At 44.3% G+C, this 22,798-nt stretch carries 22 protein-coding genes and 1 pseudogene; 20 read left to right on the forward strand and 3 right to left on the reverse strand.

Translation table 11 applies throughout. The features are described from left to right. The first annotated feature begins 19 nt into the window (after nucleotides 1-19). From MHB72_RS08365 to MHB72_RS08375, 3 genes are all read left to right on the forward strand, one after another. Complete coding sequence (locus MHB72_RS08365; RefSeq protein WP_216920463.1) at nucleotides 20-364, forward strand: DUF1433 domain-containing protein; 345 nt, start codon at nucleotides 20-22, stop codon at nucleotides 362-364. 490 nt (nucleotides 365-854) lie between these two features. Next, nucleotides 855-1,169 carry a hypothetical protein gene (locus tag MHB72_RS08370; RefSeq protein ID WP_216920465.1) on the forward strand — a complete coding sequence of 105 codons (315 nt, stop codon included), beginning with the start codon at nucleotides 855-857 and terminating at the stop codon, nucleotides 1,167-1,169. 412 nt (nucleotides 1,170-1,581) lie between these two features. Beyond that, nucleotides 1,582-2,436 (forward strand): DUF1672 family protein, encoded by an 855-nt coding sequence (locus MHB72_RS08375; protein ID WP_128822335.1) that lies wholly within the window; start codon nucleotides 1,582-1,584, stop codon nucleotides 2,434-2,436. A gap of 321 nt (nucleotides 2,437-2,757) precedes the next feature. Here MHB72_RS08375 and MHB72_RS08380 read toward each other — a convergent pair whose 3' ends face one another. Further along, on the reverse strand, nucleotides 2,758-2,946 hold the full coding sequence (locus MHB72_RS08380) for a YkvS family protein (protein ID WP_003181225.1): 189 nt from the start codon (nucleotides 2,944-2,946) through the stop codon (nucleotides 2,758-2,760). A 142-nt stretch (nucleotides 2,947-3,088) separates the two neighbouring features. On the opposite strand from MHB72_RS08380, the gene MHB72_RS08385 reads away from it, so the two are divergent. The 6 genes from MHB72_RS08385 to MHB72_RS08410 all read left to right on the forward strand — a co-directional run bounded on the left by MHB72_RS08385 (nucleotide 3,089) and on the right by MHB72_RS08410 (nucleotide 9,682). Continuing rightward, nucleotides 3,089-3,307, forward strand: coding sequence for a hypothetical protein (locus MHB72_RS08385; protein WP_371268714.1), 219 nt, complete (start codon nucleotides 3,089-3,091; stop codon nucleotides 3,305-3,307). Between the two features lie 229 nt (nucleotides 3,308-3,536). Further along, nucleotides 3,537-4,145: a cell wall hydrolase gene (locus tag MHB72_RS08390; protein WP_020451169.1), complete on the forward strand. Its 609-nt coding sequence runs from the start codon at nucleotides 3,537-3,539 to the stop codon at nucleotides 4,143-4,145. Nucleotides 4,146-4,324: 179 nt separating this feature from the next. Continuing rightward, nucleotides 4,325-5,665 carry a polysaccharide biosynthesis protein gene (locus MHB72_RS08395; RefSeq protein ID WP_023857303.1) on the forward strand — a complete coding sequence of 447 codons (1,341 nt, stop codon included), beginning with the start codon at nucleotides 4,325-4,327 and terminating at the stop codon, nucleotides 5,663-5,665. A gap of 63 nt (nucleotides 5,666-5,728) precedes the next feature. After that, on the forward strand, nucleotides 5,729-6,220 hold the full coding sequence (gene stoA, locus MHB72_RS08400; protein WP_216920467.1) for an endospore biogenesis thiol-disulfide oxidoreductase StoA: 492 nt from the start codon (nucleotides 5,729-5,731) through the stop codon (nucleotides 6,218-6,220). Nucleotides 6,221-6,475: 255 nt separating this feature from the next. After that, nucleotides 6,476-8,383, forward strand: coding sequence for a heavy metal translocating P-type ATPase (locus MHB72_RS08405; RefSeq protein ID WP_216920469.1), 1,908 nt, complete (start codon nucleotides 6,476-6,478; stop codon nucleotides 8,381-8,383). A 204-nt stretch (nucleotides 8,384-8,587) separates the two neighbouring features. Further along, nucleotides 8,588-9,682, forward strand: a complete 1,095-nt coding sequence (locus tag MHB72_RS08410) for a M24 family metallopeptidase (RefSeq protein WP_128822338.1) — start codon at nucleotides 8,588-8,590, stop codon at nucleotides 9,680-9,682. A 70-nt stretch (nucleotides 9,683-9,752) separates the two neighbouring features. Here the strand turns inward: MHB72_RS08410 and MHB72_RS08415 are convergent, their stop codons facing one another. Further along, nucleotides 9,753-9,887, reverse strand: a complete 135-nt coding sequence (locus tag MHB72_RS08415; RefSeq protein ID WP_003181237.1) for a hypothetical protein — start codon at nucleotides 9,885-9,887, stop codon at nucleotides 9,753-9,755. Between the two features lie 473 nt (nucleotides 9,888-10,360). On the opposite strand from MHB72_RS08415, the gene MHB72_RS08420 reads away from it, so the two are divergent. The 8 genes from MHB72_RS08420 to splB all read left to right on the forward strand — a co-directional run bounded on the left by MHB72_RS08420 (nucleotide 10,361) and on the right by splB (nucleotide 19,113). Further along, nucleotides 10,361-11,086, forward strand: coding sequence for an NPP1 family protein (locus tag MHB72_RS08420; protein ID WP_145624700.1), 726 nt, complete (start codon nucleotides 10,361-10,363; stop codon nucleotides 11,084-11,086). Nucleotides 11,087-11,297: 211 nt separating this feature from the next. Then, nucleotides 11,298-12,269, forward strand: a complete 972-nt coding sequence (locus MHB72_RS08425) for a LacI family DNA-binding transcriptional regulator (RefSeq protein ID WP_128822342.1) — start codon at nucleotides 11,298-11,300, stop codon at nucleotides 12,267-12,269. Between the two features lie 137 nt (nucleotides 12,270-12,406). Continuing rightward, nucleotides 12,407-13,252: a glucose PTS transporter transcription antiterminator GlcT gene (gene glcT, locus MHB72_RS08430; protein ID WP_003181243.1), complete on the forward strand. Its 846-nt coding sequence runs from the start codon at nucleotides 12,407-12,409 to the stop codon at nucleotides 13,250-13,252. A gap of 223 nt (nucleotides 13,253-13,475) precedes the next feature. After that, complete coding sequence (ptsG, locus tag MHB72_RS08435) at nucleotides 13,476-15,572, forward strand: glucose-specific PTS transporter subunit IIBC (RefSeq protein ID WP_020451176.1); 2,097 nt, start codon at nucleotides 13,476-13,478, stop codon at nucleotides 15,570-15,572. Between the two features lie 100 nt (nucleotides 15,573-15,672). Continuing rightward, nucleotides 15,673-15,939: a phosphocarrier protein HPr gene (locus MHB72_RS08440; protein ID WP_003181247.1), complete on the forward strand. Its 267-nt coding sequence runs from the start codon at nucleotides 15,673-15,675 to the stop codon at nucleotides 15,937-15,939. Beyond that, nucleotides 15,939-17,657 carry a phosphoenolpyruvate--protein phosphotransferase gene (ptsP, locus tag MHB72_RS08445; RefSeq protein ID WP_216920471.1) on the forward strand — a complete coding sequence of 573 codons (1,719 nt, stop codon included), beginning with the start codon at nucleotides 15,939-15,941 and terminating at the stop codon, nucleotides 17,655-17,657. Before MHB72_RS08440 ends, ptsP begins: the two co-directional genes overlap by 1 nt. Before the next feature lie 120 nt (nucleotides 17,658-17,777). Next, complete coding sequence (locus MHB72_RS08450) at nucleotides 17,778-18,011, forward strand: transcriptional regulator SplA domain-containing protein (RefSeq protein ID WP_025808421.1); 234 nt, start codon at nucleotides 17,778-17,780, stop codon at nucleotides 18,009-18,011. A gap of 73 nt (nucleotides 18,012-18,084) precedes the next feature. Next, a complete protein-coding gene (gene splB, locus MHB72_RS08455; RefSeq protein ID WP_023857297.1) occupies nucleotides 18,085-19,113 on the forward strand; it encodes a spore photoproduct lyase in 1,029 nt (342 codons plus the stop codon). Between the two features lie 7 nt (nucleotides 19,114-19,120). Here the strand turns inward: splB and MHB72_RS08460 are convergent, their stop codons facing one another. Then, nucleotides 19,121-19,813 carry a GNAT family N-acetyltransferase gene (locus tag MHB72_RS08460; RefSeq protein ID WP_216920823.1) on the reverse strand — a complete coding sequence of 231 codons (693 nt, stop codon included), beginning with the start codon at nucleotides 19,811-19,813 and terminating at the stop codon, nucleotides 19,121-19,123. Between the two features lie 221 nt (nucleotides 19,814-20,034). On the opposite strand from MHB72_RS08460, the pseudogene MHB72_RS22880 reads away from it, so the two are divergent. From MHB72_RS22880 to MHB72_RS08470, 3 genes and pseudogenes are all read left to right on the forward strand, one after another. Then, nucleotides 20,035-20,961, forward strand: a pseudogene (locus MHB72_RS22880) (HAMP domain-containing protein); the annotation flags it as partial. 15 nt (nucleotides 20,962-20,976) lie between these two features. Next, the gene (locus MHB72_RS22885; RefSeq protein WP_373367297.1) at nucleotides 20,977-21,903 is read left to right on the forward strand and encodes a methyl-accepting chemotaxis protein; all 927 of its coding nucleotides are present in this window, start codon (nucleotides 20,977-20,979) and stop codon (nucleotides 21,901-21,903) included. Between the two features lie 101 nt (nucleotides 21,904-22,004). Further along, entirely contained in the window at nucleotides 22,005-22,790 is a 786-nt protein-coding gene (locus tag MHB72_RS08470) for an SDR family oxidoreductase (protein WP_216920476.1), read from the forward strand. The last annotated feature ends 8 nt before the right edge of the window (nucleotides 22,791-22,798 follow it).

A 22,798-nucleotide genomic window follows, 5' to 3' on the forward strand; every position in this document is an offset into this window, starting at 1 on the left:
ATGAGGAAAGGATGGTTTTATGAAAAAATACATAATTATCCTTCTTGCTCTGGTCATTATAACATTTGGAGGAATATTTATGAAGCAACAAAATGATAACAGAGAGAAAGAAGAGCTTTATAATTTGGCTAAGGAAAGAATGACAGACTTTATTAAAACGAATTATGAGGACATTAAGTCAATTGATTATTCTGATGACTACGAAGTGAACCCAATGGGCGGAATTGATATTAAAGGGTATCTAAATGGTGATAAGCAAAAGAAAATATGGGGTATTTATGATAAGTCAAATGACGAAGTAGGGTCCTTCACAGTCGATGCTGAAAGAAAGCCCGAATGTAAAGATGAAATTTGCGATTATTAATAAAAGGTCCGACTCGATTGAGCGGGCTTTTTTCTATTTTTATCTCACGTTTGTTTAACTAATCAGTTTTATTACCCCTGATAATAAACCTACCGTAAAGCATTACATCGTTACAGGCATGAAGGGTGAGCTTTCCCCGGTGGAAAAAGAGATTTTCGAAGAGAATTACGAGAAAGTTAGCGAATGACTGAGGAGCCAAATAAACGGTGCCCGTTAAACTCAGATCCCTGTGAAATCTATATTAATTTTTGATGAACCTGTCGTGATATTTCCCTAATGAGGATGTCGATATTAGTCCGTCATAGATGTTTTGGGTACGCCATAAAAGAAAAGATTGCGGATATTAAAGAACCCTTTTAAAATGAGTGAACCTTTTTCCTTACTTCTACAACGTTCCCATGAATAGCCGGAACGATTTAGCTCAGCTCAATCTTGTGAGGAAGGGTATACTTTAGAAAAAGCTTAATATACTGAGGTGAATATTGAAAATATGGATTCGGCATTGAATAATTTAATCATCAGTTGCCATTACGCTTTATTGGGGGCAATTCCATACAAATTAAGGGGACTCGCAGTCAAGTTAGAAAATGAAACGTTATACTGGAAAGGCTATTTTAACGGGGAACCGACAGACGATGAAATAGAAATGCTGAGCGTAGCTTGTACAGAGGTACTTGCTGACTTTCCATATATTAAGGACTGTGAAGAAGAGTATATCAATCATAAGTTTCCTTTAAAAATGGATAAATTACAGTTTTGGGCATTTTTAAGATGGGAAGACAACGAGCATGATGAAATAGGATAAGCTGTAAAACACTTTATTATAATTTGTTACGGAGTTTGGTGTGAAGTGTAATAAACGAAAGGTGAATTCATTTTAAGATTATAGGGATTAAAGCTTTAATATGATAGTTGGTTATCGGGAAACCACTTTCAAAAACGCACAAGTTCACAATAATAAAAAGATATTCATGTTGATTAGGCGTGCATCATTGCATGTCTATTCTTTTTGGAAAGAACTTTTACCTAGAACTAAAGAACTCAAAAAGCGAGAATGACACAAATTTTATTAGTTCTATTGTCTTATTTTTTATACATAATACCAAAAATACACTTCAAATGATTTATAATGAAGCGTGCCTAATAATTAGCAAACATGGAACGTGATTCAATAAAAACGTATAAGGTTATTGCAGTATGAACTGGAGGATACAGTTTTGAAATATAAAAAAGCAGCAGCGCTTGGAATTGGTTTACTTTTATTTATAGGCGGATGTCAGAACAGAGAGGAGTCTGACATTAGCGTCCAAGATTACACAGGACAAGATTTTCATATTCAGAGCAGGGGTTATCAGAAAGAAACCGCTGAGATCGCAGAAGCGCATCGAGATGAGGTTGAAAAAACTGTAAAAGATTATTTCTTGGATCAATATAGAACAAAGGTAAAAGTCCATAACATTGTCGGAGGGCATGGATTTGTTACTGTGTATGCTGAATCGATCGGAAAATTGCATTTCTACACAAGTGCAAAAATTAAAATTGATTTGGACAAGAAAGAGGTGCAGACTGACGCGATCCGTTCATCGGAGTTGGACGTGAAAGACTCGATTACAAGCGCGATATACGCATTGGCTTTTGAAGACGAATTTGCCGCGCTAGATTACTATTTAGAGAAGCTAACAGAAGAAGAGCCGATTGTAGGCAAAACGCAGGCAGCCGTTGATAACACAAGCGGTAAGGGATATCAGACGCCTTATTATGCTGTTTCTTTAACTGCTGATTGGAAGGATGACCTTTATTCAGCATATTTAGAAAACCCGAAAAGAAGCAAACAAGACTGGCAGGAAAAATTAGAAGATGAAGAAATCACCCCAAAATCATGTGATATCAATATAAATTTATATATGAAAAAAGCACATACAAGGCCAAGTGAACGCATTTATAATCAAGTGGTGCAGGATATTGAAGACATGGAAGAGCTGGCACCAGGGACTTACAGCATTTACTTGAATGACAATAGAATCGATAAAAACTTAGGATTTAATCCAAGAAAAAGCACGCTTGGACGATAATGTCTTCCTAAACTGATCATGAAATTGAAAATGTACTGATACGGAGATCTATTTTAAAATAATGTTTTAAGGAGCCGGAAAGCGGTCGGGTATTTCATTTCATTCCGCACGGTCGCCGGTTTTTTCAGCTGTTCAATCAAAAAGCGGCATCGATTACGGCGCGGCGCGATGCTTCAAATAGCAAACTTCTTCGGGACGATGCAGGGAACAGAGGAAAAAAACCGCCGGACCCGGGTGGCAGGCGGTTTTTCCTTTTGCAGAAAAACTTGTGGAAATAAAGCTGCGTGGAAATCGTGAATATGTGCTGTAAAGGGCGGCTGATTAATGCAGGGAATCTTTAATAATTTTATAGTTTTTATGATTGACGACGGTTAAGGAGTCCAGTTCCAAGTCTCTGTAGTTTTCCATAATCGTAACATCGACGATCACAGAGTTTTCGTTTACTTTCTCTACGATTCCGGTGAGTCCGTTTTTAAATTCGATGACGTTCCCGACTTTTGCAATTTTCAAGTGACTTCCTCTCCTTTAAAGTAAATTAACCTATTGAAAGTATTTTGCAATATTTTCTTGGAGAAGTAAAGCAATTTGGGAAGCGGCATCACTATTGTTGTACCCGGTGTGACTTAATGTTATAGTTAATTAGTTAAAGATGATGAGAGAAAAGGGGAGAGAACAGGTGACAGAGCAAAATGCCATCGATCAGATCGAGCAATTAAGGTCAGGGAGCATTCATGAACTCCACGTAAAAAAAGAAGATTTTCTTTCTTTCAGAGCCATCTTAACAAAGCAGGAAGATTTTAAGCATTTTCGCGGCATTGCCCAGCATGGCGGAGATATTATATTTCAATATATGAAAGAGGCAAGAAGCTGAAAAAGGCTTTCTCAGACCGGCTGAGAAAGCTTTTTTTATTTGTGTGAAGCCATATGTTTCTGGAGATTTTGGTGTTTTCTGCATGAAATCGTCCGGCCGTCTGCAATAATGTGACAACCGGACAGTTTGATGGAAGGGATGCCAACATTTTGGCAATGAAATCAGCGATTCGTCTTGTTAGTGTAAAACATATGTTTTTTTCGATGAAGATTTGACAAGGAGGAAGGAAATGAAATCGAAATTTGCTGCGCTAGCTGCGTTTTTAATCTGCATGCTGCCGGCAGCAAGAATCGAACATGCTCAAGCTGTCATGTTGTTCTCGAAAAAAGATAAACAGGAAATGGAACGGCTGATGGAAAGCCTTAAACAGGAAGAAAATCCTGCTTTTCAATTAACAGATGAAAAAAGCTTCATTGAAGCCGCGCATCTGCCGGCTGAAGAGGAGCAGGAAAAAGAAGAAGCTGATGAAGAGACGACGGATCTTTCACATAAAGAAAAAGATCTTTTATCAAGGCTTGTACATGCCGAAGCGAAAGGCGAGTCATTTGAAGGAAAAGTGGCTGTTGCCAATGTCGTCCTGAACCGGGTGGAAGACGGCCGATTTCCTGACAGCGTAAAAAGCGTGATCTATCAAAGAAACGCTTTTGAGCCCGTTCTAAACGGCAGCATCGAGAAAAAAGCAGACCGCGAATCAGTTGAAGCTGTGGAAGAAGCGGTAGATCAAAATAAAAAAGAAACAGACGCTTTATTTTTCTATAATCCCGACATCGCTTCTGATGACTGGATTAAAACAAGAAAAGTCGTGAAGCGCATCGGCAATCATGTCTTTGCGATCTAAAAAGCAGTCAGGGCCATCCGCCTTGACTGCTTTTTATATGCAATTCTTTCTCACTTTTCACAGCCCAAGAAAAAATTTGTTTTTGATACTTTATGAAAATCAATTTTCAATGAAAAAGAAAATAATTTTTAGACTTGTCTCATATGATGGGATAAACCCGTGAGACAAGGAGAGACCTCATGAACCGTTTTGTAAAAGGAATCGTTCTTCTTTCGCTAGCTGCTTTTTTTGCAGAATGTCTTGAATTCGTCATCAACATGATTCTTGCACGGGAGCTTGGCGAGCATGGCATGGGGCTCTACATGAGTGTTTTGCCTTCCATTTTTTTAGTTGTGGTGATTGCGAGCCTTGAGCTGCCTGTATCGATATCGAAGTTTATCGCCGAGTCCACCCCGAAGCTGCACGAAAGCATGCTGAAACATGCATTGCGGATGACTGCGGTCTGCACGGTTTTTTCCACGGCAGCTGCAGTGATCATTCTTCCATTTATTCCGGTTTTTGATTCTTACCACCCTCTGATCAGAGGGCTTGTGATCGGGATGATCCCTACGGTTGCCTTTACGTCGATCGCGAGAGGCTACTTCATGGGCGTTCAGCAAATGGGTAAAATCGCAACGGCGAATGCCCTGAAAAAAATCTTTCAACTCATCGGCTTGTTTTTATTTTTTCAATGGTATTCCTTTGAATTGGATACTTCTCTTCTGATCTCGTTGTTTGTCCTTGTTGCAAGTGAAGTGGTCGTGTTTGTTTATCTGTTTTCTCAGTTTGTTTTGGTCAGGCGCGCCGCTCAAAAAGGGCAGCAGATCCACCTGCGGAGAAACGATGTTTTAAAGCGCCTGCTCACGGTTTCGATCCCGACGACGGGGCTGCGCGTTTTTCACGCTGTGACAAACGCAGTTGAACCTTTTTTGGTGAAGGGGACGCTGCTTGCCGCTGGCGTATCGAGAACATCGGCCATCGACCAGTTCGGCATGCTTTCGGGGGTGGCGATGACAATCGGCTTTTTTCCGGCTTTCATCGCCCATTCACTGATGGTCGTCATGATCCCGAGCATTTCCGAAAGCTACGCTTACGGACAATACGAAAGAGTGATCAAACGGATTAAACAGGCGATCTTCATCACGCTGTTTTACGGCATACCGTCCGTTATGGTGATGTATCACTTTGCAGATCCGCTGACCCACTTATTTTTCGATTCGGTTAAGGCGTCGTTTTACCTGAAAATGCTGTGGCCGTATTTTTTATTTCACTTTTTTGCCATGCCGTTTCAGGCCTGTTTAATCGGAATGGGGTTGGCCAAAGATGCCTTTTATCATAATGTATGGGCCAGTGTTTTGTCGTTTTTGATGATGTATGTTCTCGGATCCATGCAGACATTGCAGATGACGGGGATCATCCTAGCGATGAATACCGGAATGATTTTGCTGACGGCGCTGCATTATGTGACGATTTGCAAAGAGCTGGGCGTCACGCTTTTTTTGACAAACAAATCCCGATCTCCGAGAATTGAAAGCCGCTGATTGACCCTCTTCATAGTTTTGGTTTTTGCGGGGAAGCTAATACTAAAAAGAAGGGGAGTTCATATGCGAAGAATCAGTCTTATTTATCCGCTCATCCTGTTGCTTTTTTTCGGAGCCTTCGTATTTCAGCCGCAGGCCTCTGCAAAATATGCTTCTCCGGCAGTCATGCAGATGAACACGGTGGAGGGGCAGCGCGTCGTCATTCCCGCCGAAGGCCAAAAGACGATCGTTCATTTTTGGACGACCTGGTGTCCGCCGTGCCGTGAAGAGCTTCCGCGATTCCAATCCTACTATGAAAGCAAGCAATCCGGAGTAAAGCTCGTGACCGTGAATCTGCTGAATGCCGAAAAAAACGAACAGAAGGTGAAACAGTTTATTAAAGCAAACAAGCTGACATTTCCGATCGTTTTTGACAAAAAGGGCGAAATGATGAAAGCCTACAATGTCATGACGATTCCAACAACATTTTTCTTTAACGAAAAAGGAGAGCTGGAGAAATCGGTTGTCGGACCCATTACTGTGGAACAATTGAAAGAATGGGCAGGGAAAAGCTGAGCCGGGGGTTCAGCTTTTTTTTGAAATCTAAATGATAATTAATATCATGAAGAAATTATAATAATTATTATTTGAAAACGTAGAAAGCCGTGCTATAATGAGAAATAGAAAAGGGTGTGTTCAATGGACAAGAAGCAGTCATACCCTTTATATAAATAAAATACTCCATGTTTATGCTGCCGATGAGGCGGCAATTTGTTTTTTAAGAAGGAAATTGACGATGAATTACATTCTCAATTAGGGAGGATATTGGAGATGCAATTAGAGATCGGGAAACAATCGCAGCAGAACCGTCACACGTTTCATTTTGAAAATTGGAGGCAGCACGGGGAATTGATTGCTGCGCTTTTGTCGGGTTTGTTGATTCTTGCAGGCTGGCTGTTGTCCGGCAATAAAACATTGTCCGTTGTTCTGTTTATTTTAGCTTTTTGTATCGGCGGCTTTGCCAAAGCGAAAGAAGGTATACAAGAAACGCTGGCGGAAAAAACGCTGAATGTTGAACTTCTGATGATTTTTGCGGCGGTCGGGTCAGCGCTGATCGGCTACTGGGCTGAAGGGGCCGTGTTAATTTTTATCTTTTCTCTCAGCGGGGCGCTTGAAACGTATACATTAAATAAAAGCAAACGCGATTTGACATCGCTGATGAAATTGGAGCCGGCGGAAGCCGTTTTGCTCGAAGAAGAAAGAACAAGAACCGTGGCGGCGGCCGATCTTCAAGCGGGCGACCTCATTCTTATTAAACCCGGGGAACGCATTGCGGCAGACGGGGAGATCGAATCGGGAAGAACGAGTATCGACGAATCGGCACTAACGGGTGAATCAATCCCCGCGGAAAAAACCCTCGGAGACGCGGTTTTTGCGGGTACAGTCAATTTGAGCGGATCGCTCACCGTCCGTGTCACAAAGACAAATGAAGATTCGTTGTTCAAAAAGATCATTCGGCTCGTTGAGTCTGCACAAAACAGTGTTTCGCCGTCACAGGCGTTTATTGAGCGGTTTGAAAATATTTACGTTAAAGGGGTTTTGCTTGCTGTCGGACTGCTGCTCTTTCTGCCACATTTTCTGCTTGGCTGGAGCTGGAGCGAGACATTTTACAGAGCGATGGTGTTCATGGTCGTCGCTTCGCCGTGTGCCCTTGTCGCTTCAATCATGCCTGCCGCGCTGTCTTTAATCTCGAATGGCGCAAGAAACGGCCTGCTTGTCAAAGGTAGTGTTTTTCTTGAAAAACTTGGCAACAGCAAAATCTTTGCATTGGATAAAACGGGAACGATTACGAACGGAAAGCCCGGCGTGGAGGATATGCTTTTAGCTGCTGATATCGAGGAGCGCGAATGCTTGGAGGCTGCTGCTGCGATTGAGAAGCAGTCAGGCCATCCGCTTGCCAAAGCGATTGTCGAGTATGCAGAAGCAAAAGGCATCGAGCCTCCCGCGAATGTGTCAATCGAGGAGACGTCAGGGTTTGGCGTTCAGGCTCGATACAATGGAGAGACATGGCTGATCGGCAAAGCTGGATTTGTCGGGGAAGAGGCAGCCGGGCAATTTCTCACGGCGGCTGTTCAGGAGCTTGCCAAGCAGGGAAAAACAATTGTGTTCGTGAAAAAAGGCGAAAAAATCGCGGGGTGTTTTGCATTAAAAGACCAAATCAGACCGGAAGCTAAAGCGGTGATCGAAGAGCTGAATGCGCTTGGTGTTCAGACGGCGATGCTGACCGGGGACCAGCCTGAAACCGCAGCGGCCATCGCACGAGAAGCGGGCTTGAAAATCGTCGTTTCAGAATGCCTTCCTGACAGAAAAGTAGAGGAAGCGCAAAAACTGAAAAAAACATACGGAACAATCGTTATGGTGGGAGACGGAATCAATGATGCACCGGCCCTTGCCGCCGCTGATGTGGGGATCGCAATGGGGGGAGGCACAGATGTCGCACTGGAAACAGCGGATGTTGTTTTAATGAAAAACGAATTGACAGGACTGACCAAAATGATTCGGCTCTCCCGGAAAATGAATACGATCATTAAACAAAACGTGATTTTCTCTCTTGGTGTGATCTGTCTTTTAATCTGCAGCAACTTTCTTCAAATTCTTGATCTGCCACTCGGTGTCATCGGACATGAAGGCAGCACGCTGCTTGTTATTTTAAACGGTCTCAGGCTGCTGAAATCCTAAATAAAGAAACGGCTGCATGCTAACGGCAGCCGTTTTTTCACATCAGAGGGCTGTTTGAGGAAGAGGCGGCAATAATAGAAGCGGGCGGCATCCCCACAATACATAAGCGGTGAGCAAGAGACGGGAAAAACTGATACAATGGATGTGATGCTTTTACATGTTAAATGTATGGTACGGAAACTGTCTCAAGGAGTGAAAAGGAGCATGGAAAGAATTGAACAAATCTCTTCCTGGCTGAAAGAAAAAAACATATCTTCGGCTTTTATTCATTCAAAAGAAAACGTATTTTATCTTACCGGCTTTTATACAGAACCGCACGAACGGCTGATGGGCGTTTTTATTTTTCAAGATGAAGAGCCGTTTTTTGTTTGTCCGCAAATGGAGGCTGGTCAGGCGAGAGCAGCCGGCTGGGCGTATGAGATCATCGGATACGGGGATCATCAAAACCCTTGGGAACTCATATCCTCAGCGCTTCAAAAGCGAAACAGCCAATGTTCAAAAGTGGCGGTTGAAAAAGAAACGCTTGCTCTGTCGCGCGCCGAAATGCTGCAGGCGGTCACAAACGGTGCGGAGCTTGTCTCTGCAGAAGAAAGGCTGAACCAAATCCGCGTCATCAAAGACGAAAAAGAAATCAGCATCCTCCGTGAAGCGGCCAAGCTTGCCGATTACGGAGTCGAAGCAGGAGCCGCCGCATTAAAAGAGGGGATAGCGGAAATCGATGTCGTCGCTAAAATCGAGTATGAGCTGAAGAAAAAAGGAGTCCAGGGGATGTCGTTTTCCACAATGGTCCTTTTCGGAGAAAAGTCAGGACAGCCGCACGGAAACCCGGGCAGCCGCACGCTTAAGCCGGGCGATTTCGTCCTCTTTGATTTAGGCGTGATCATTGACGGTTACTGCTCTGATATTACAAGAACGCTCGTGTATCAAAATGTGAGTGAAAAACAAAAAGAAATATATGATACGGTGCTTCAGGCCGAAACGGAGGCGCTTAAGATGAGCAAACCCGGTGTCAGAATCGGTGATCTTGATTTAAAAGCGCGCGGCATCATCGAAAAAGCGGGCTATGGCGATTACTTTCCTCACCGTCTCGGGCACGGGCTCGGGATTTCGCCTCATGAATATCCGTCCATGAGCCATAACAATGATGAGCTTTTAAAACAAGGTATGGTATACACGATTGAACCCGGCATCTATGTGCCGGAAATCGGAGGGGTGCGCATCGAGGATGATGTACTTGTCACTGCCGATGGAGCAGAAGCGCTGACAAAGTATCCAAAAGAGCTGACTGTCATTTCTTAAAAAACGGAACCCGCGCCCGCGCGCGGGTTCTTTTTTATGCTGACGTGAATCGTTTGTCTTATTACCCGCGTCAATCCTTTGAAATGAAAAAATCGTCAAAGGAACGGAATGGTTTGATCTCGTGTTTTTCTTTAAGCGGTTTCATCGCCGCTTTTGAAGACAGTACGATAACGATACATAATAGAATCAGAATGAAGATACCCATTTTTCTTCCCCTTTCTGGAATGAAAACGTGTTCAGCACCGGTGCTGACTTCATTCTAAATTATGAAACGCTTTCCATATCAAGCCCTAAATTAATAAAAAACCCTGATGTCAGGGTTTTCAGGAATTTTGCCGAGCCGCTTAATATGATTGACGTTGAAAAAGTCTTGTGATGATCGTTTGAAGAATGAATCTACAGCGCCTTTTTGTTTTTATTATGGGGATTTAGATTGATCAAAAGATAATCGGATTGCATCATTATTCTCATGTTAAAAATTTGTATACTAAGCTCAAAAGAAGGGAGGGATTAAATGGGACAAACGCTGACAAATTAAATCTGCCGCAGACAATTTCATCTCTCATCCAGATATTTCAGTCCCCGCAATGATTGCGGATTCACCCCCACACAAATAAGCGTTAAAAAACTTCTCTAATGATTTGAAGTCCATTATTTATGAAAGGAAGCTAGCAAAGAGTGAAAACATTAGGATATGTACTGTTTTTGTCGATATTTGCTTTTGTCAGTATCGTACCGGCAGCTGACGCGAAAGTGATTGATCATGACAAAGTGCAAGGCTTCAGTGAAGTAACCCCTGTGACGGTTTCTCAAAAAGCGGCCAAACGTTTTCAGCCTTATTTAAAGGTCGGAAGCGGCTGCGTGCCTTTTCCCGCAGTTGACGCACAAGGCAATACAAGCGGAGGCCTGGAGCCTACCGGAGCGCCCGAAGGACACTGCAGCAAAAGCGTGGGACAAGTGTACTCCCGCTCTGCATGGTACAATGGAGTATGGGCGATTATGTACGCATGGTATTTTCCTAAAGATTCACCTCTGCCTTTTAAAGCATTCGGCCATCGACATGACTGGGAAGGAATCGTCGTATGGATCGATAACCCGGCAAATCAAAATCCAAAAGTGTTTTCCATCGCTTATTCTCAGCACGGTAAATTTCAAAAAACAGCTCCAAACAACAAGATCATGGAAGGTGATCATCCGAAAATCCGCTATGATGCTCCTCAAGCACCGATTAACCACAGTTTATATGTGGACAACGCAAAGGGCGGAACCCAGCCTCTCATCGGATGGGAAGATTTGACGCCTGCCGCAAGAAACGCATTGAACACGACGGATTTCGGAAGCGCAAACGTTCCTTTCAATGATCACAATTTCATGAATAACCTTGGAAAAGCATGGTTTAGATAAAAATATTTCGTGTATCGGCTGATTGTGAAATATTTTCATATCAGCCGGTTTTTTTCTCCGTACATCTTCTTCACTGTTTTCTTCATATTTATAGAACCCCGAAAAAAATTCCGAAAACGATCAAAATCCACGTCTCCAAGCGATATAATTTCTTTATGACGCGAAATGATCCGGCATGTATGAAAAGATTTGAAAGAAAGAAGGGAAACGAATGGCAAATATCAGGGAAATAGCTGAAGCCGCAGGGGTTTCCATCACGACTGTTTCAAGGGTTCTCAACGGCCACCCGTATGTCAAAGAAGAAAAACGTCAAAAAGTTCTTGAGACGATTGAACGGCTCGAATATGCAAGGAATATGCATGCCGTTCATTTATCCAAAGGCTTTTCAAATATGATAGGTGTTGTGCTGCCGACCATCGGCCTCCCTTATTTCGGCGAGCTGCTGGAAGGAATCGCTGAAGAAGCTGCAAAGGAAGGCGTTCACTTTTCGCTTTATCAAACAAATTATCAATTGGAAAAAGAAATTTTTGCATTGGAGCAGCTGAAACAAAGACAGGTGGACGGCCTGATTTTCTGTTCAAAAGCGATGTCTGATGAAGCGCTTTTGGACTGGCATGAGACCGGTCCGTTCATTCTGTGCCAGGACTCAAGCGAACGGTATTTTTCAACGGTCAGCATTCCGCACAAAGATGCTTTCCGGTTAGGACTGGATTTTTTGATTGAAAAGGGGCACACAAAAATCGCCATTGGTTTGGCAAGGAAAAATGGCATGAACAGCCATTTTCGCCTTGAGGCATACAAGGAAGCTTTGGCCGCGATCGGGGAGCCTTACCGGGAAGAATGGGTATTCGAGCGGTCGCTGACGATAACCGACGGGCAAAAGCTGTTCTCTGAATGGAGAGAGATGGAGGAGAAGCCGACAGCTGTTTTTATCGCCAACGACCAAGTAACAGCCGGTATGTTTCTTGAAGCGCAACGTCATCAGGTGGATATTCCCGGAAGCCTCGCCATTTTAAGCTGTGACAACCAGCCAATCAGTGAAGTGCTGGGCATTTCAACGATCAAAATTAATATAAAGGAAATGGGGAAGCATGCGTTTCGCCTTTTGCGAAAAAGAATCGGCGGTGCCGGCCCGGAAAAACAGACCGTTCCATACAAGCTGATCAAAAGGGCGACTGTGTAATGTAATCAAAACATCAATCATTTTCCAGACAGTGATCAAATTTCGACATTTTTCATCAAAAAGGTCAAAATAAATTGACGCGCTTTCATGAGTTTTGTACGATATGAGAGATTGATGACAAAAAGGAGCTGAGGATCGTGAACAGATCCTTTACCGTTGAAAAGGTACTCAACAACAACGTTTTAATCGCTCTCCATGATGATTACAGAGAAGTTGTCTTGATTGGCAAAGGAATCGGTTTTGGCAAAAAGCGCGGAGATCTTATCGAACATGAGAACTATGAAAAAATGTTTATCCTGGAAAATGATAAGGAACAATCGCAGTATAAGAAGCTCCTCACTTATGTCGATGAAAAAATGGTTGATATCGCCAATGATGTTATCTACCATATCGCGCAAAAAATCGGCCAGCCGCTGAACGAACACATTCATGTCGCGTTAACGGACCATATCGCATTTGCGGTTAAGCGCTTAGAAAAGGGATTTGATATGAAGAATCCGTTTTTGCTTGAGACGGAATCGCTTTATCCGAAGGAATACGAAGTCGCCAAAGAAGCCGTCGATATGATAAATGAAAAATCAGACATTCAGCTGCCTGAAGGCGAAATCGGGTTTATCGCACTTCATATCCACAGTGCGATGACGAACCGCCCGCTTTCTGAAGTCAATCAGCATTCCCAACTGATCTCCAGGCTTGTCCAGGTCATCGAGGATTCGTTCCAGATGCAGGTCAACAGGGAAAGTGTGAACTATTTGCGGCTGATCAGGCACTTGCGCTTTACGATCGACAGGATTAAACGGGACGAGCCGATTCAGGAGCCGGAAAAATTAATGTTATTGTTGAAAACGGAATATCCGCTGTGTTACAATACTGCTTGGAAGATGATCAAGATCTTGCAGCAAGCGCTCAAGAAACCGGTTCATGAGGCAGAAGCCGTTTATTTGACATTGCATTTGTACCGTTTAACTAATAAAATTTCATAACGCCTTTATAACGTGTTACTGATTCGATCAGGCATGAGTGAAAAAAGGGAAGAAATGAAGACGCTGTCTTTTGTTTCTTAGTGTACCCGCTTTCACCCATGCCTTTTTTGTCGTTCTAAAGGCGAAATGTAAACGGTTTATTTGGATGAAAAAGCAGTCTTTTGAACGAAGTTGTCATGAATTTTTGCTGTAAGGTCAAACTATCCTTAGAGGGGGTTAAAACATGTTTAAATCGCTATTTGGCGTTCTGCAAAAAATTGGACGGGCGCTGATGCTTCCTGTTGCGATCCTGCCGGCTGCAGGGATTCTGCTAGCGCTTGGTAATGCCATGCAAAATCCGCAGATGACAAAAGTCGCACCATTCTTAACGAACAGCACCGTTCAGCTTGTTGCGAAAGTGATGGAAAGTTCAGGTGACGTCGTGTTCACCAACTTGGCGCTCCTTTTCGCAGTCGGGGTTGCCATCGGTTTGGCTAACGGCGACGGTGTTGCCGGAATCGCCGCTATTATCGGATATCTTGTTATGAATGTCACGATGAGTGCAGTGCTTCTTCAAAACGGTTCGATTCCAAGCGACGCAGTTGAAAGAGCACAGTTCTTTACTCAAAACCATCCGGAATACACGACAATGCTCGGCATACCGACATTGGCAACGGGGGTATTCGGGGGTATTATTGTCGGTGTCCTGGCCGCTGCCATGTACAACCGATTCTACACAATCGAGCTTCCGCAGTATTTAGGATTCTTTGCCGGAAAGCGCTTTGTTCCGATCATTACATCGATTTGTGCATTGCTGCTGGGACTCGTCATGCTGTTTATCTGGCCGCCGATCCAAGGCGCGCTGAACAGCTTTTCGACAAACTTGCTTGCAGCAAATGAAGCGGTCGCAGCTCTCATTTTCGGAATGATTGAGCGGGCCCTGATCCCGTTCGGTCTGCACCATATTTTCTACTCGCCGTTCTGGTACGAGTTCTTCAGCTATACGAATCAGGCGGGAGAAATTGTCCGCGGTGACCAAAGAATTTTCATGGCGCAAATCAAAGACGGCGTCGATTTGACAGCGGGTACATTTATGACCGGTAAGTATCCGTTCATGATGTTCGGTCTTCCTGCGGCAGCGCTCGCTATTTATCATGAGGCAAAACCGCAGAACAAAAAGCTTGTTGCCGGAATTATGGGTTCAGCAGCATTGACATCATTCTTAACAGGGATCACTGAGCCGATCGAATTCTCATTCTTGTTCGTCGCTCCGATTCTGTTTGCGATTCACTGTGTGTTTGCCGGCCTGTCATTCATGATGATGGACATTTTAAATGTTAAGATCGGGATGACATTCTCCGGCGGTTTGATCGACTACTTCCTGTTCGGAATTCTGCCGAACCGTACAGCTTGGTGGCTTGTCATTCCTGTCGGTTTAGTCCTGGCTGTCGTCTACTACTTCGGATTCAGATTTGCCATCCGCAAGTTCAACTTGAAAACGCCTGGACGCGAAGATGCAGCTGCAGAATCCGCTGATGAAGGCAAAGAAGCAGCAGGAGATCTTCCTTATCAAATTCTAGAGGCGATGGGTGACCAAGAAAACATCAAACACCTTGACGCTTGTATCACAAGACTTCGCGTCACAGTCAACGATCAGAAGAAAGTTGACAAAGAGCGCTTGAAAAAACTCGGCGCATCTGGCGTGCTAGAAGTCGGCAATAACATCCAAGCAATTTTCGGACCAAGATCCGACAATTTAAAATCGCAAATGCAAGACATTATGTCAGGCCGCACACCGCGTCCTGAAAAAGCACCAAACGCTGCCGAGGAAGTAGAGCAGCAAATCGAAGAAGTCATGGTCGAGCCTCTTCAAAATGAATCAGGTGAAGAAGTATTCGTTTCACCGCTTGCTGGTGAGCTTCATCCGATTACAGATGTTCCGGATCAAGTATTCTCCGGAAAAATGATGGGCGACGGATTCGCGATTCTTCCTGCAGAAGGCACAGTTGTGTCACCTGTAAGAGGGAAAGTGCTGAACGTGTTCCCGACAAAGCATGCGATCGGTCTGCAGTCTGACGGCGGCAGAGAAATTCTGATCCACTTTGGAATCGATACGGTCAGCCTGAAAGGTGAAGGCTTCACTGCATTTGTTTCTGAAGGTGACCGGGTTGAGCCGGGCCAGAAACTGCTTGAAGTCGACATTGAAAAAGTGAAGGACAGCGTACCTTCCCTGATGACGCCGATCGTGTTCACGAACCTTCAAGAAGGCGAAAGCGTGAGCTTAAAGGCAGAAGGCAATGTCAGCCTGACACAGGACGATATCGTCCGCGTTGAAAAATAAATTCACAAAATGGCCGTACTTGTCAGATGACATGTACGGCTGTATGATATAATATTGTGAATGTACTAAAAGCTTTAAATTAAAAGGAGATTGATAAAAAATGGCACAAAAAACGTTTAAAGTAACTGCAGATTCTGGAATCCACGCTCGTCCAGCGACTGTTCTTGTACAAACAGCAAGCAAATATGATGCAGATATTAATTTGGAATATAACGGAAAAACCGTCAACCTTAAATCAATTATGGGTGTTATGTCACTAGGTATTGCTAAAGGTGCTGAAATTACGATTTCTGCTTCCGGCGCTGATGAAAATGATGCTCTTTCCGCACTTGAAGAAACAATGAAAAGCGAAGGTTTAGGCGAATAATGCTTGAACTAAAAGGAATAGGCGCTTCAGCCGGTATTGCGATCGCAAAAGCATATCGGCTTGAGGAGCCTGATCTAACGGTTGAAAAGAAAAACATCTCTGATTCTGATGCGGAAGTAAATCGTTTTGAAGACGCCATCGAGCGTTCTAAAAAAGAGCTTGAAATCATTAAAAACCATGCATTGAAAGAGCTTGGAGAAGATAAAGCGGAAATCTTTTCTGCACATTTGTTAGTATTAAGCGATCCGGAACTGTTAAACCCGATTAAAGACAAAATCAAATCGGACTCCGTCAACGCGGAATTCGCTTTAAAAGAAACGGCCGACATGTTCGTCACAATGTTCGAGTCGATGGATAACGAATATATGAAAGAACGCGCCGCAGACATCCGCGATGTCACCAAGCGTGTCACAGGGCATCTTCTCGGCGTTGAAATTCCGAACCCGAGTCTGATTTCCGAAGAGGTCATCATCGTAGCCGAAGACTTGACACCGTCTGATACAGCGCAACTAAACCGCAACTTTGTTAAAGGGTTTACAACAGATATCGGCGGACGGACGTCCCACTCAGCCATCATGGCGCGCTCGCTTGAAATTCCGGCCGTTGTCGGCACAAAAGCGGCAACAAAAGGCATTCAAAACGGCGTAACAGTGATCGTTGACGGTATCAATGGCGATGTCATCGTTGATCCTGCCCAGGAAACAATCAGCGAATACGAAGAAAAGCATCAAGCCTTCCTGGCGCAAAAAGCCGAATGGGCGAAGCTTGTCAATGAACCGACTGTAACGAATGACGGACATCATGTGGAACTTGCCGCTAATATCGGTACACCTGATGATGTAAAAGGCGTTCTGCAAAATGGAGGAGAAGCAGTCGGCCTTTACCGGACTGAATTCCTTTACATGGGCAGAGACCAGCTTCCGACTGAAGAGGAGCAATTTGATGCCTATAAAACCGTTCTTGAGCGTATGGAAGGCAAATCAGTTGTCGTTCGTACTCTTGATATCGGCGGAGACAAAGAGCTTCCATATTTAGAACTGCCAAAAGAAATGAACCCTTTCTTGGGATACAGAGCGATCCGTCTTTGCCTTGATGAGCAAGAGATTTTCAGAACGCAGCTTCGTGCGCTGCTTCGGGCAAGTACATATGGAAACTTAAAAATTATGTTCCCTATGATCGCGACTGTAAATGAATTTAAAGAAGCGAAAGCGATTCTTTTAGAAGAAAAAGAAAAGCTGAAAGCTGAAGGTCAACAAGTTTCCGAAGACATTGAAGTCGGTATGATGGTTGAAATCCCTTCAACAGCGGTGATCGCTGATCAATTCGCTAAAGAAGTCGATTTCTTCAGCATCGGAACGAATGACCTGATTCAATATACGATGGCTGCTGACCGGATGAATGAGCGGGTATCTTACCTATACCAGCCGTACAATCCTGCGATTCTCCGCCTGATCACGCTTGTCATTGAAGCGGCCCATAAAGAAGGAAAATGGGTCGGCATGTGCGGCGAAATGGCGGGAGATGAAATCGCGATCCCGATCCTGCTCGGTCTTGGACTGGACGAGTTCTCAATGAGCGCGACGTCAATCCTGCCGGCAAGAACGCAAATCAGCAAGCTTTCTAAAAAAGAGACGGAATCGTTCAAAGAGCAAATTCTGTCCATGAGCACAACAGAAGAGGTTGTACAATTCGTAAAAGAAACCTTCAATATGGCATAAGCAATTGAAAATCCGGACAGGCATAACCAATGCCCGTCCGGGTTTTTTTGTTGATCTGAATGATCTCGGCTGCGGCGGAAATAATACATGTGACCAATAGTTAGAAAGGGGGGTTTTGATATGCCCAGGCAGCCATTCAAACCGGGTGATGAGGTCTACGTCATTTACCGGAACCCGCATGCCGCCAATGTCGCGCATATAAAGGAAGCTGAAGTCGTTGATCACCCGCTTCACGAAGGTGAACTGGCATTGTTTATGTATGATACATATCACGCCTTTGCCGAAGATGATGCCGTTTTTTCTTCATATGAAGAGGCGGAACGGCTTTACCGTGAGTTATTTGACGGGATATGAAAATATTACCGGTATATCACATCCTCTAAATGCAAAAAGTAACGGAAATAAGCAAAGGATGTGTCTGTTTCCAATGGTAAAACCGTTTGTTCCCCAGCTCGTCTATATTGAACCGAGAGCGCTGGAATACCCGCTGGGAAAAGAGCTGAGGGATAAATTTTCAAACATGGGGCTTGAGATCAGGGAAACGACTTCACACAATCAGGTGAGGAATATCCCGGGGGAAGGCCACCTGCAAAAATACAGAAATGCGAAATCCACTTTGGTCATCGGCGTCAGAAAAACATTGAAATTCGATTCATCAAAACCGTCCGCAGAATACGCGATTCCGTTTGCAACAGGGTGTATGGGTCACTGCCATTACTGCTATCTGCAGACGACAATGGGCAGCAAGCCGTATATCAGAACGTACGTCAATGTGGAGGAAATACTTGATCAGGCGGACCAGTATATGAAAGAACGCGCTCCCGAGGATACGCGGTTTGAAGCTTCTTGCACATCTGATATTGTCGGGATTGACCATTTGACACACACATTAAAGCGTGCAATTGAGCATTTCGGTCAATCCGACCACGGTAAATTGCGTTTCGTGACAAAATTCCATCATGTCGACCATTTGCTTGATGCCAAGCACAACGGAAAAACGCGTTTCCGCTTCAGCGTAAATGCCGATTATGTCATCAAAAGTTTTGAACCCGGCACATCCCCTTTGGATAAACGGATCGAAGCCGCCGTGAAAGTAGCGGAAGCAGGCTATCCGCTTGGTTTTATCATCGCTCCGATTTATATTCATGACGGCTGGCAGGAAGGCTACAGAGTGCTGCTCGAAAAGCTCGATCGTGCGCTGCCGCAGCATGCAAGGCGCGACATTACCTTTGAAATGATCCAGCACAGATTCACGAAGCCGGCAAAAAGAGTCATTGAAAAAAACTATCCAAAGACAAAGCTCGAACTGGATGAAGAAAAACGGCGCTATAAATGGGGCAGATACGGGATTGGCAAATATATATACCAGAAGGATGAAGAAGCAGAGCTTCGCAGCGCCCTTGAAACGTATATTGATAACTATTTTCCCGAAGCAAAAATCGAATATTTCACATAACAGAGCTTTAGCCGGAAATGCTCTGTTTTTTGTTTTGAGATGTTAAAAAAGGGTTTTTCCACTCCATTAAGACCGCATAATGAAGCGATTCCTCATCTTCAATGTAGCCGGGAATCACGCAAACCGGCGATCGTCCGCACTGGAGCAGGAATGAGAGCACGGGATCGCGCTTTTCCCCGTCCAATACAGCTTGAACATACTGTTCGGGCGTCATTTCTTCAGCCGACTTGTGATAATGGGGAATCCGTCCGCCTCCAATGAGCCGCTTGAGCCCTTTAAAGACCGTCAGTTCATACATGGACTGCATCAGCCGCTTTCCGATGCCGAGTTTTCGATAGTGAGGGGACACGGAAATATCGACGACATAAAGGGAGTTTCCATCGTTTTGATGTGTGCCGATATACCCGTTGTCTGTCACTTCGTCCCAGCTGTGGTGAGGATGATGCGGATCAAAATCAGTCATGAGCGCCGTCATCGAACCGATGATTCGGCCTTCGGAAACCGCGCAAAGTGCACCATCGGGAAATCGTTCAATATGGGAATGGAGCTGCTTTTCATTCCACAAAAGGTCTTCCGGAAACGGAGGCGGAAAGCATTCTCTTTGGAGTGCAATCAAATCGGGAATATCTTTGTTGTTGTAATTGCGGATGTCCACCTGCTGATAAGAAGTGCCGTTATCGACGTAAAACTGTTTATAGATCGCCCATCACTCCTTTTGATATTTCCTTCATTATACCGTTATTTTAGCAGGCTATCTTAATTTTTCGAAATTTTGGCCGATAAAAAGAATATGAAGGTGCATGTAAAGGAGGGTTTCATTTGTTTAAAAAACTGCATGTCAAAATTGCCGGATTTGTTGCCATCCTGCTGATTTTGACGGTTATCGTCCTACAGTTTTCCACAACACATTTGTTGAAATCGATGCTTGAAGATGAAGCAAAAGAATCGACTTCAAGTCTGCTTAACTCGATCAAAGGTAATATCGAGCTTCAATTAGAAAACTATGAAATCGCTTTAAATCGTATGAGCGACAGTCGAATGGCGCAGTCATTTTTAGAAGATGATCAAAATAAATTATTGGGCAGACTGATCAACGACGAATTAAAGCAAATCAAGGATAAAAACGAATTTGTCACCAATGCGTATATAGCGACTTCAAAAAAAGATATATGGATATACCCGAAAGCCGAATTTGATAAAGATTTTGACCCGACGACCCGGCCCTGGTACACATCGGCTGCCAAAACGCCTGATCAAGTGATCTGGACAGAGCCGTATCAAGATGTCGTGTCTGGAGAGATGATGGTCGCAGCGGCTAAAGCAGTCGTTGTCGACAATAAAGTATTAGGCGTCATCAGCTTAGATATTTCACTGAATTCATTAAACAAAATTATCGAAAATCAAAAGATGCCATATGACGGCTACGCATTTATTTTGGACCAAAACGGGACAATGCTTGCCCACCCGTCAAAACAAGGTGACGATATATCGAAAGACAAAACATATCGGGACATCCCGTCATCCAAAGACGGAATCAAAGTAGGCAAAGATACTGTGATCGCTTATCAGACCGTCGGTGGTACGGGCTGGAAAGTCGGTACGCAATTCGACACGGCGAAGCTGATGTGGGTCGCACAGGAAATGAACAAAATGGTCATGATCGTTTCAATCATTGCTTTGGCAGCGGCGATCATTTTAAGCTATTTCCTTGCCAAAACGATCACAGGCCCGATTAAGCAGCTGATTGCCAAAACAAAGGCTGTCGCGGGCGGTGATTTGACGGTCCAGACAGCAGCTGCCTCAAAAGACGAAATCGGTATATTAACAAAAGACTTCAACAAGATGGTCGAAAACATGAAAGAAATGATTGTGCAAGTCGGAACCTCGTCCGGAAAAGTATCGAAAACGACCGATCAATTAAGCGCTGTTTCAAAAGAAACGGTTTCTGCGAGCGATGAGATTGCCAAAGCAATCGAAGAAGTGGCGACAGGTGCGACAGAACAAGCGGCAGAGATCGAAAATGTAAATGAACAATCCGAACGGCTATCTGTCAAAATTAAAGAAATTGAACATCATGCCGACAGCATCAAGAAGCTTTCAAGAACATCAGAAGATGCAAGCTATACAGGAATCGATGCCCTCGGGCAGCTGCTTGCAAAATCAAATGAAGCCAACTCGGAGACGAAGAAAGTGGAACATATGCTTTTGCAGCTTGAAGAAAAAACGAAAAACATTGAAGAGGTTGTTACAGCCATCTCGGCAATCTCTGATCAAACAAACCTGCTTGCTCTGAACGCCAGCATTGAAGCAGCCCGTGCCGGCGAAAGCGGACGCGGTTTTGCGGTAGTTGCAGATGAGGTGAGAAAGCTTGCCGAACAATCGGCGGTCTCTTCACAGCATATCAGCGAAACGGTCAAGCAGATTCAGCTGGAAACGAAAGAAGCCGTTTCAGCGATGACGGAAGCAAGCAAGATGAATGAAGAGCAAAATGGAATGATTCATGAGACAGGAGAAGCGCTCAGCAAAATTACTGCAGAAATGCAGGCGCTCGTCAATTCAATTGACCACATTTACTCTGAAATCTCTGGTATGAGCGGAGAACAGCAAAAAATGTCTGATTCGATCCAAAGCATTTCAGCTATTTCTCAGCAGTCAGCAGCGGCTGCGGAAGAGGTTAGCGCTTCGACAAACGAGCAGCTGACAGCGCTGGAAAGCATCGCCAAATCGGCTGAAGCGCTGAGTGAGGCCAATCAAGAATTATTAAATGCGATCAATAAGTTTAACGTGTAATAAAGAAGTCCCTCTTTTTGAAAGAGGGACTTTTTCAACGCTCACAATCCCAATTTTCAGAATATACATGTTACACTATAAATATGAAGGGAGTGATGATTGTGGACTTAAAGATGAATGGCAAAACGGCGCTTGTGGCAGCAAGCAGCAAAGGACTAGGCAATGCCATTGCAAAAGCCCTTGCGAAAGAAGGGGCAAATGTCATGTTGTCCGGGAGACACGAAGCGGACTTGAAAAAAGCTGCGGAAGAGCTGAATGGACTCGGCGGCGGATCCATCTCATATCAAGTATGCGATCTTGCAGATGCTGACGGGATCAAAGCGCTCGTTCAAAAGACCGCTGACACATTTGGAACGATCGATATGCTCGTCAACAATGTCGGAGGACCGAAAGGCGGCAGCCTGCTCGATCTGACAGACGCTGACTGGACTTCTTCATTTGAATTGCATCTGCTCAGCTATGTCCGTTTAATCCGCGAAACTTTTCCATATCTAAAAAAGGATGGAGGCCGCATTGTTAATATCGCTTCTTCATCAGTCAAGCAACCGATTCCGGGGTTGCTGCTTTCCAACACGTTTCGAATGGGAATCGTCGGTCTGACAAAATCCATTGCGGAAGAGTTGGCCGAACACCGCATTTTGATCAACACGCTCGCCCCTGGGAGAATCGCGACAGATCGCGTGGCAGAGCTTGACCGGCTCAAAGCCGAGAAAACAGGCCTTTCCGAGCAGCAGGTGAAGGAAAGCTATGAGAAAGAGATTCCGCTCGGCTCCTACGGAAAACCTGACGACTTTGCACAATATGCAAGCTTTCTTTTATCAGAATGCAATACATATATGACTGGACAGACTCTGCTGATAGACGGCGGAATGGTAAAAGCAATTTAAGGGGGATG

This window comes from Bacillus sp. FSL K6-1284, from assembly GCF_038002625.1.
In the GTDB taxonomy this organism is placed as follows: Bacteria; Bacillota; Bacilli; order Bacillales; family Bacillaceae; genus Bacillus; species Bacillus paralicheniformis.

Coding starts and splice junctions, on each gene's coding strand:
- MHB72_RS08365 (WP_216920463.1), top strand. CDS start 20: ATGAAAAAATACATAATTATCCTTCTTGCTCTGGTCATTATAACATTT.
- MHB72_RS08370 (WP_216920465.1), top strand. CDS start 855: ATGGATTCGGCATTGAATAATTTAATCATCAGTTGCCATTACGCTTTA.
- MHB72_RS08385 (WP_371268714.1), top strand. CDS start 3,089: ATGAGAGAAAAGGGGAGAGAACAGGTGACAGAGCAAAATGCCATCGAT.
- MHB72_RS08390 (WP_020451169.1), top strand. CDS start 3,537: ATGAAATCGAAATTTGCTGCGCTAGCTGCGTTTTTAATCTGCATGCTG.
- MHB72_RS08395 (WP_023857303.1), top strand. CDS start 4,325: ATGAACCGTTTTGTAAAAGGAATCGTTCTTCTTTCGCTAGCTGCTTTT.
- stoA (WP_216920467.1), top strand. CDS start 5,729: ATGCGAAGAATCAGTCTTATTTATCCGCTCATCCTGTTGCTTTTTTTC.
- MHB72_RS08405 (WP_216920469.1), top strand. CDS start 6,476: ATGCAATTAGAGATCGGGAAACAATCGCAGCAGAACCGTCACACGTTT.
- MHB72_RS08410 (WP_128822338.1), top strand. CDS start 8,588: ATGGAAAGAATTGAACAAATCTCTTCCTGGCTGAAAGAAAAAAACATA.
- MHB72_RS08415 (WP_003181237.1), bottom strand. CDS start 9,887: ATGGGTATCTTCATTCTGATTCTATTATGTATCGTTATCGTACTGTCT.
- MHB72_RS08425 (WP_128822342.1), top strand. CDS start 11,298: ATGGCAAATATCAGGGAAATAGCTGAAGCCGCAGGGGTTTCCATCACG.
- ptsG (WP_020451176.1), top strand. CDS start 13,476: ATGTTTAAATCGCTATTTGGCGTTCTGCAAAAAATTGGACGGGCGCTG.
- MHB72_RS08440 (WP_003181247.1), top strand. CDS start 15,673: ATGGCACAAAAAACGTTTAAAGTAACTGCAGATTCTGGAATCCACGCT.
- ptsP (WP_216920471.1), top strand. CDS start 15,939: ATGCTTGAACTAAAAGGAATAGGCGCTTCAGCCGGTATTGCGATCGCA.
- MHB72_RS08450 (WP_025808421.1), top strand. CDS start 17,778: ATGCCCAGGCAGCCATTCAAACCGGGTGATGAGGTCTACGTCATTTAC.
- splB (WP_023857297.1), top strand. CDS start 18,085: ATGGTAAAACCGTTTGTTCCCCAGCTCGTCTATATTGAACCGAGAGCG.
- MHB72_RS22885 (WP_373367297.1), top strand. CDS start 20,977: ATGATTGTGCAAGTCGGAACCTCGTCCGGAAAAGTATCGAAAACGACC.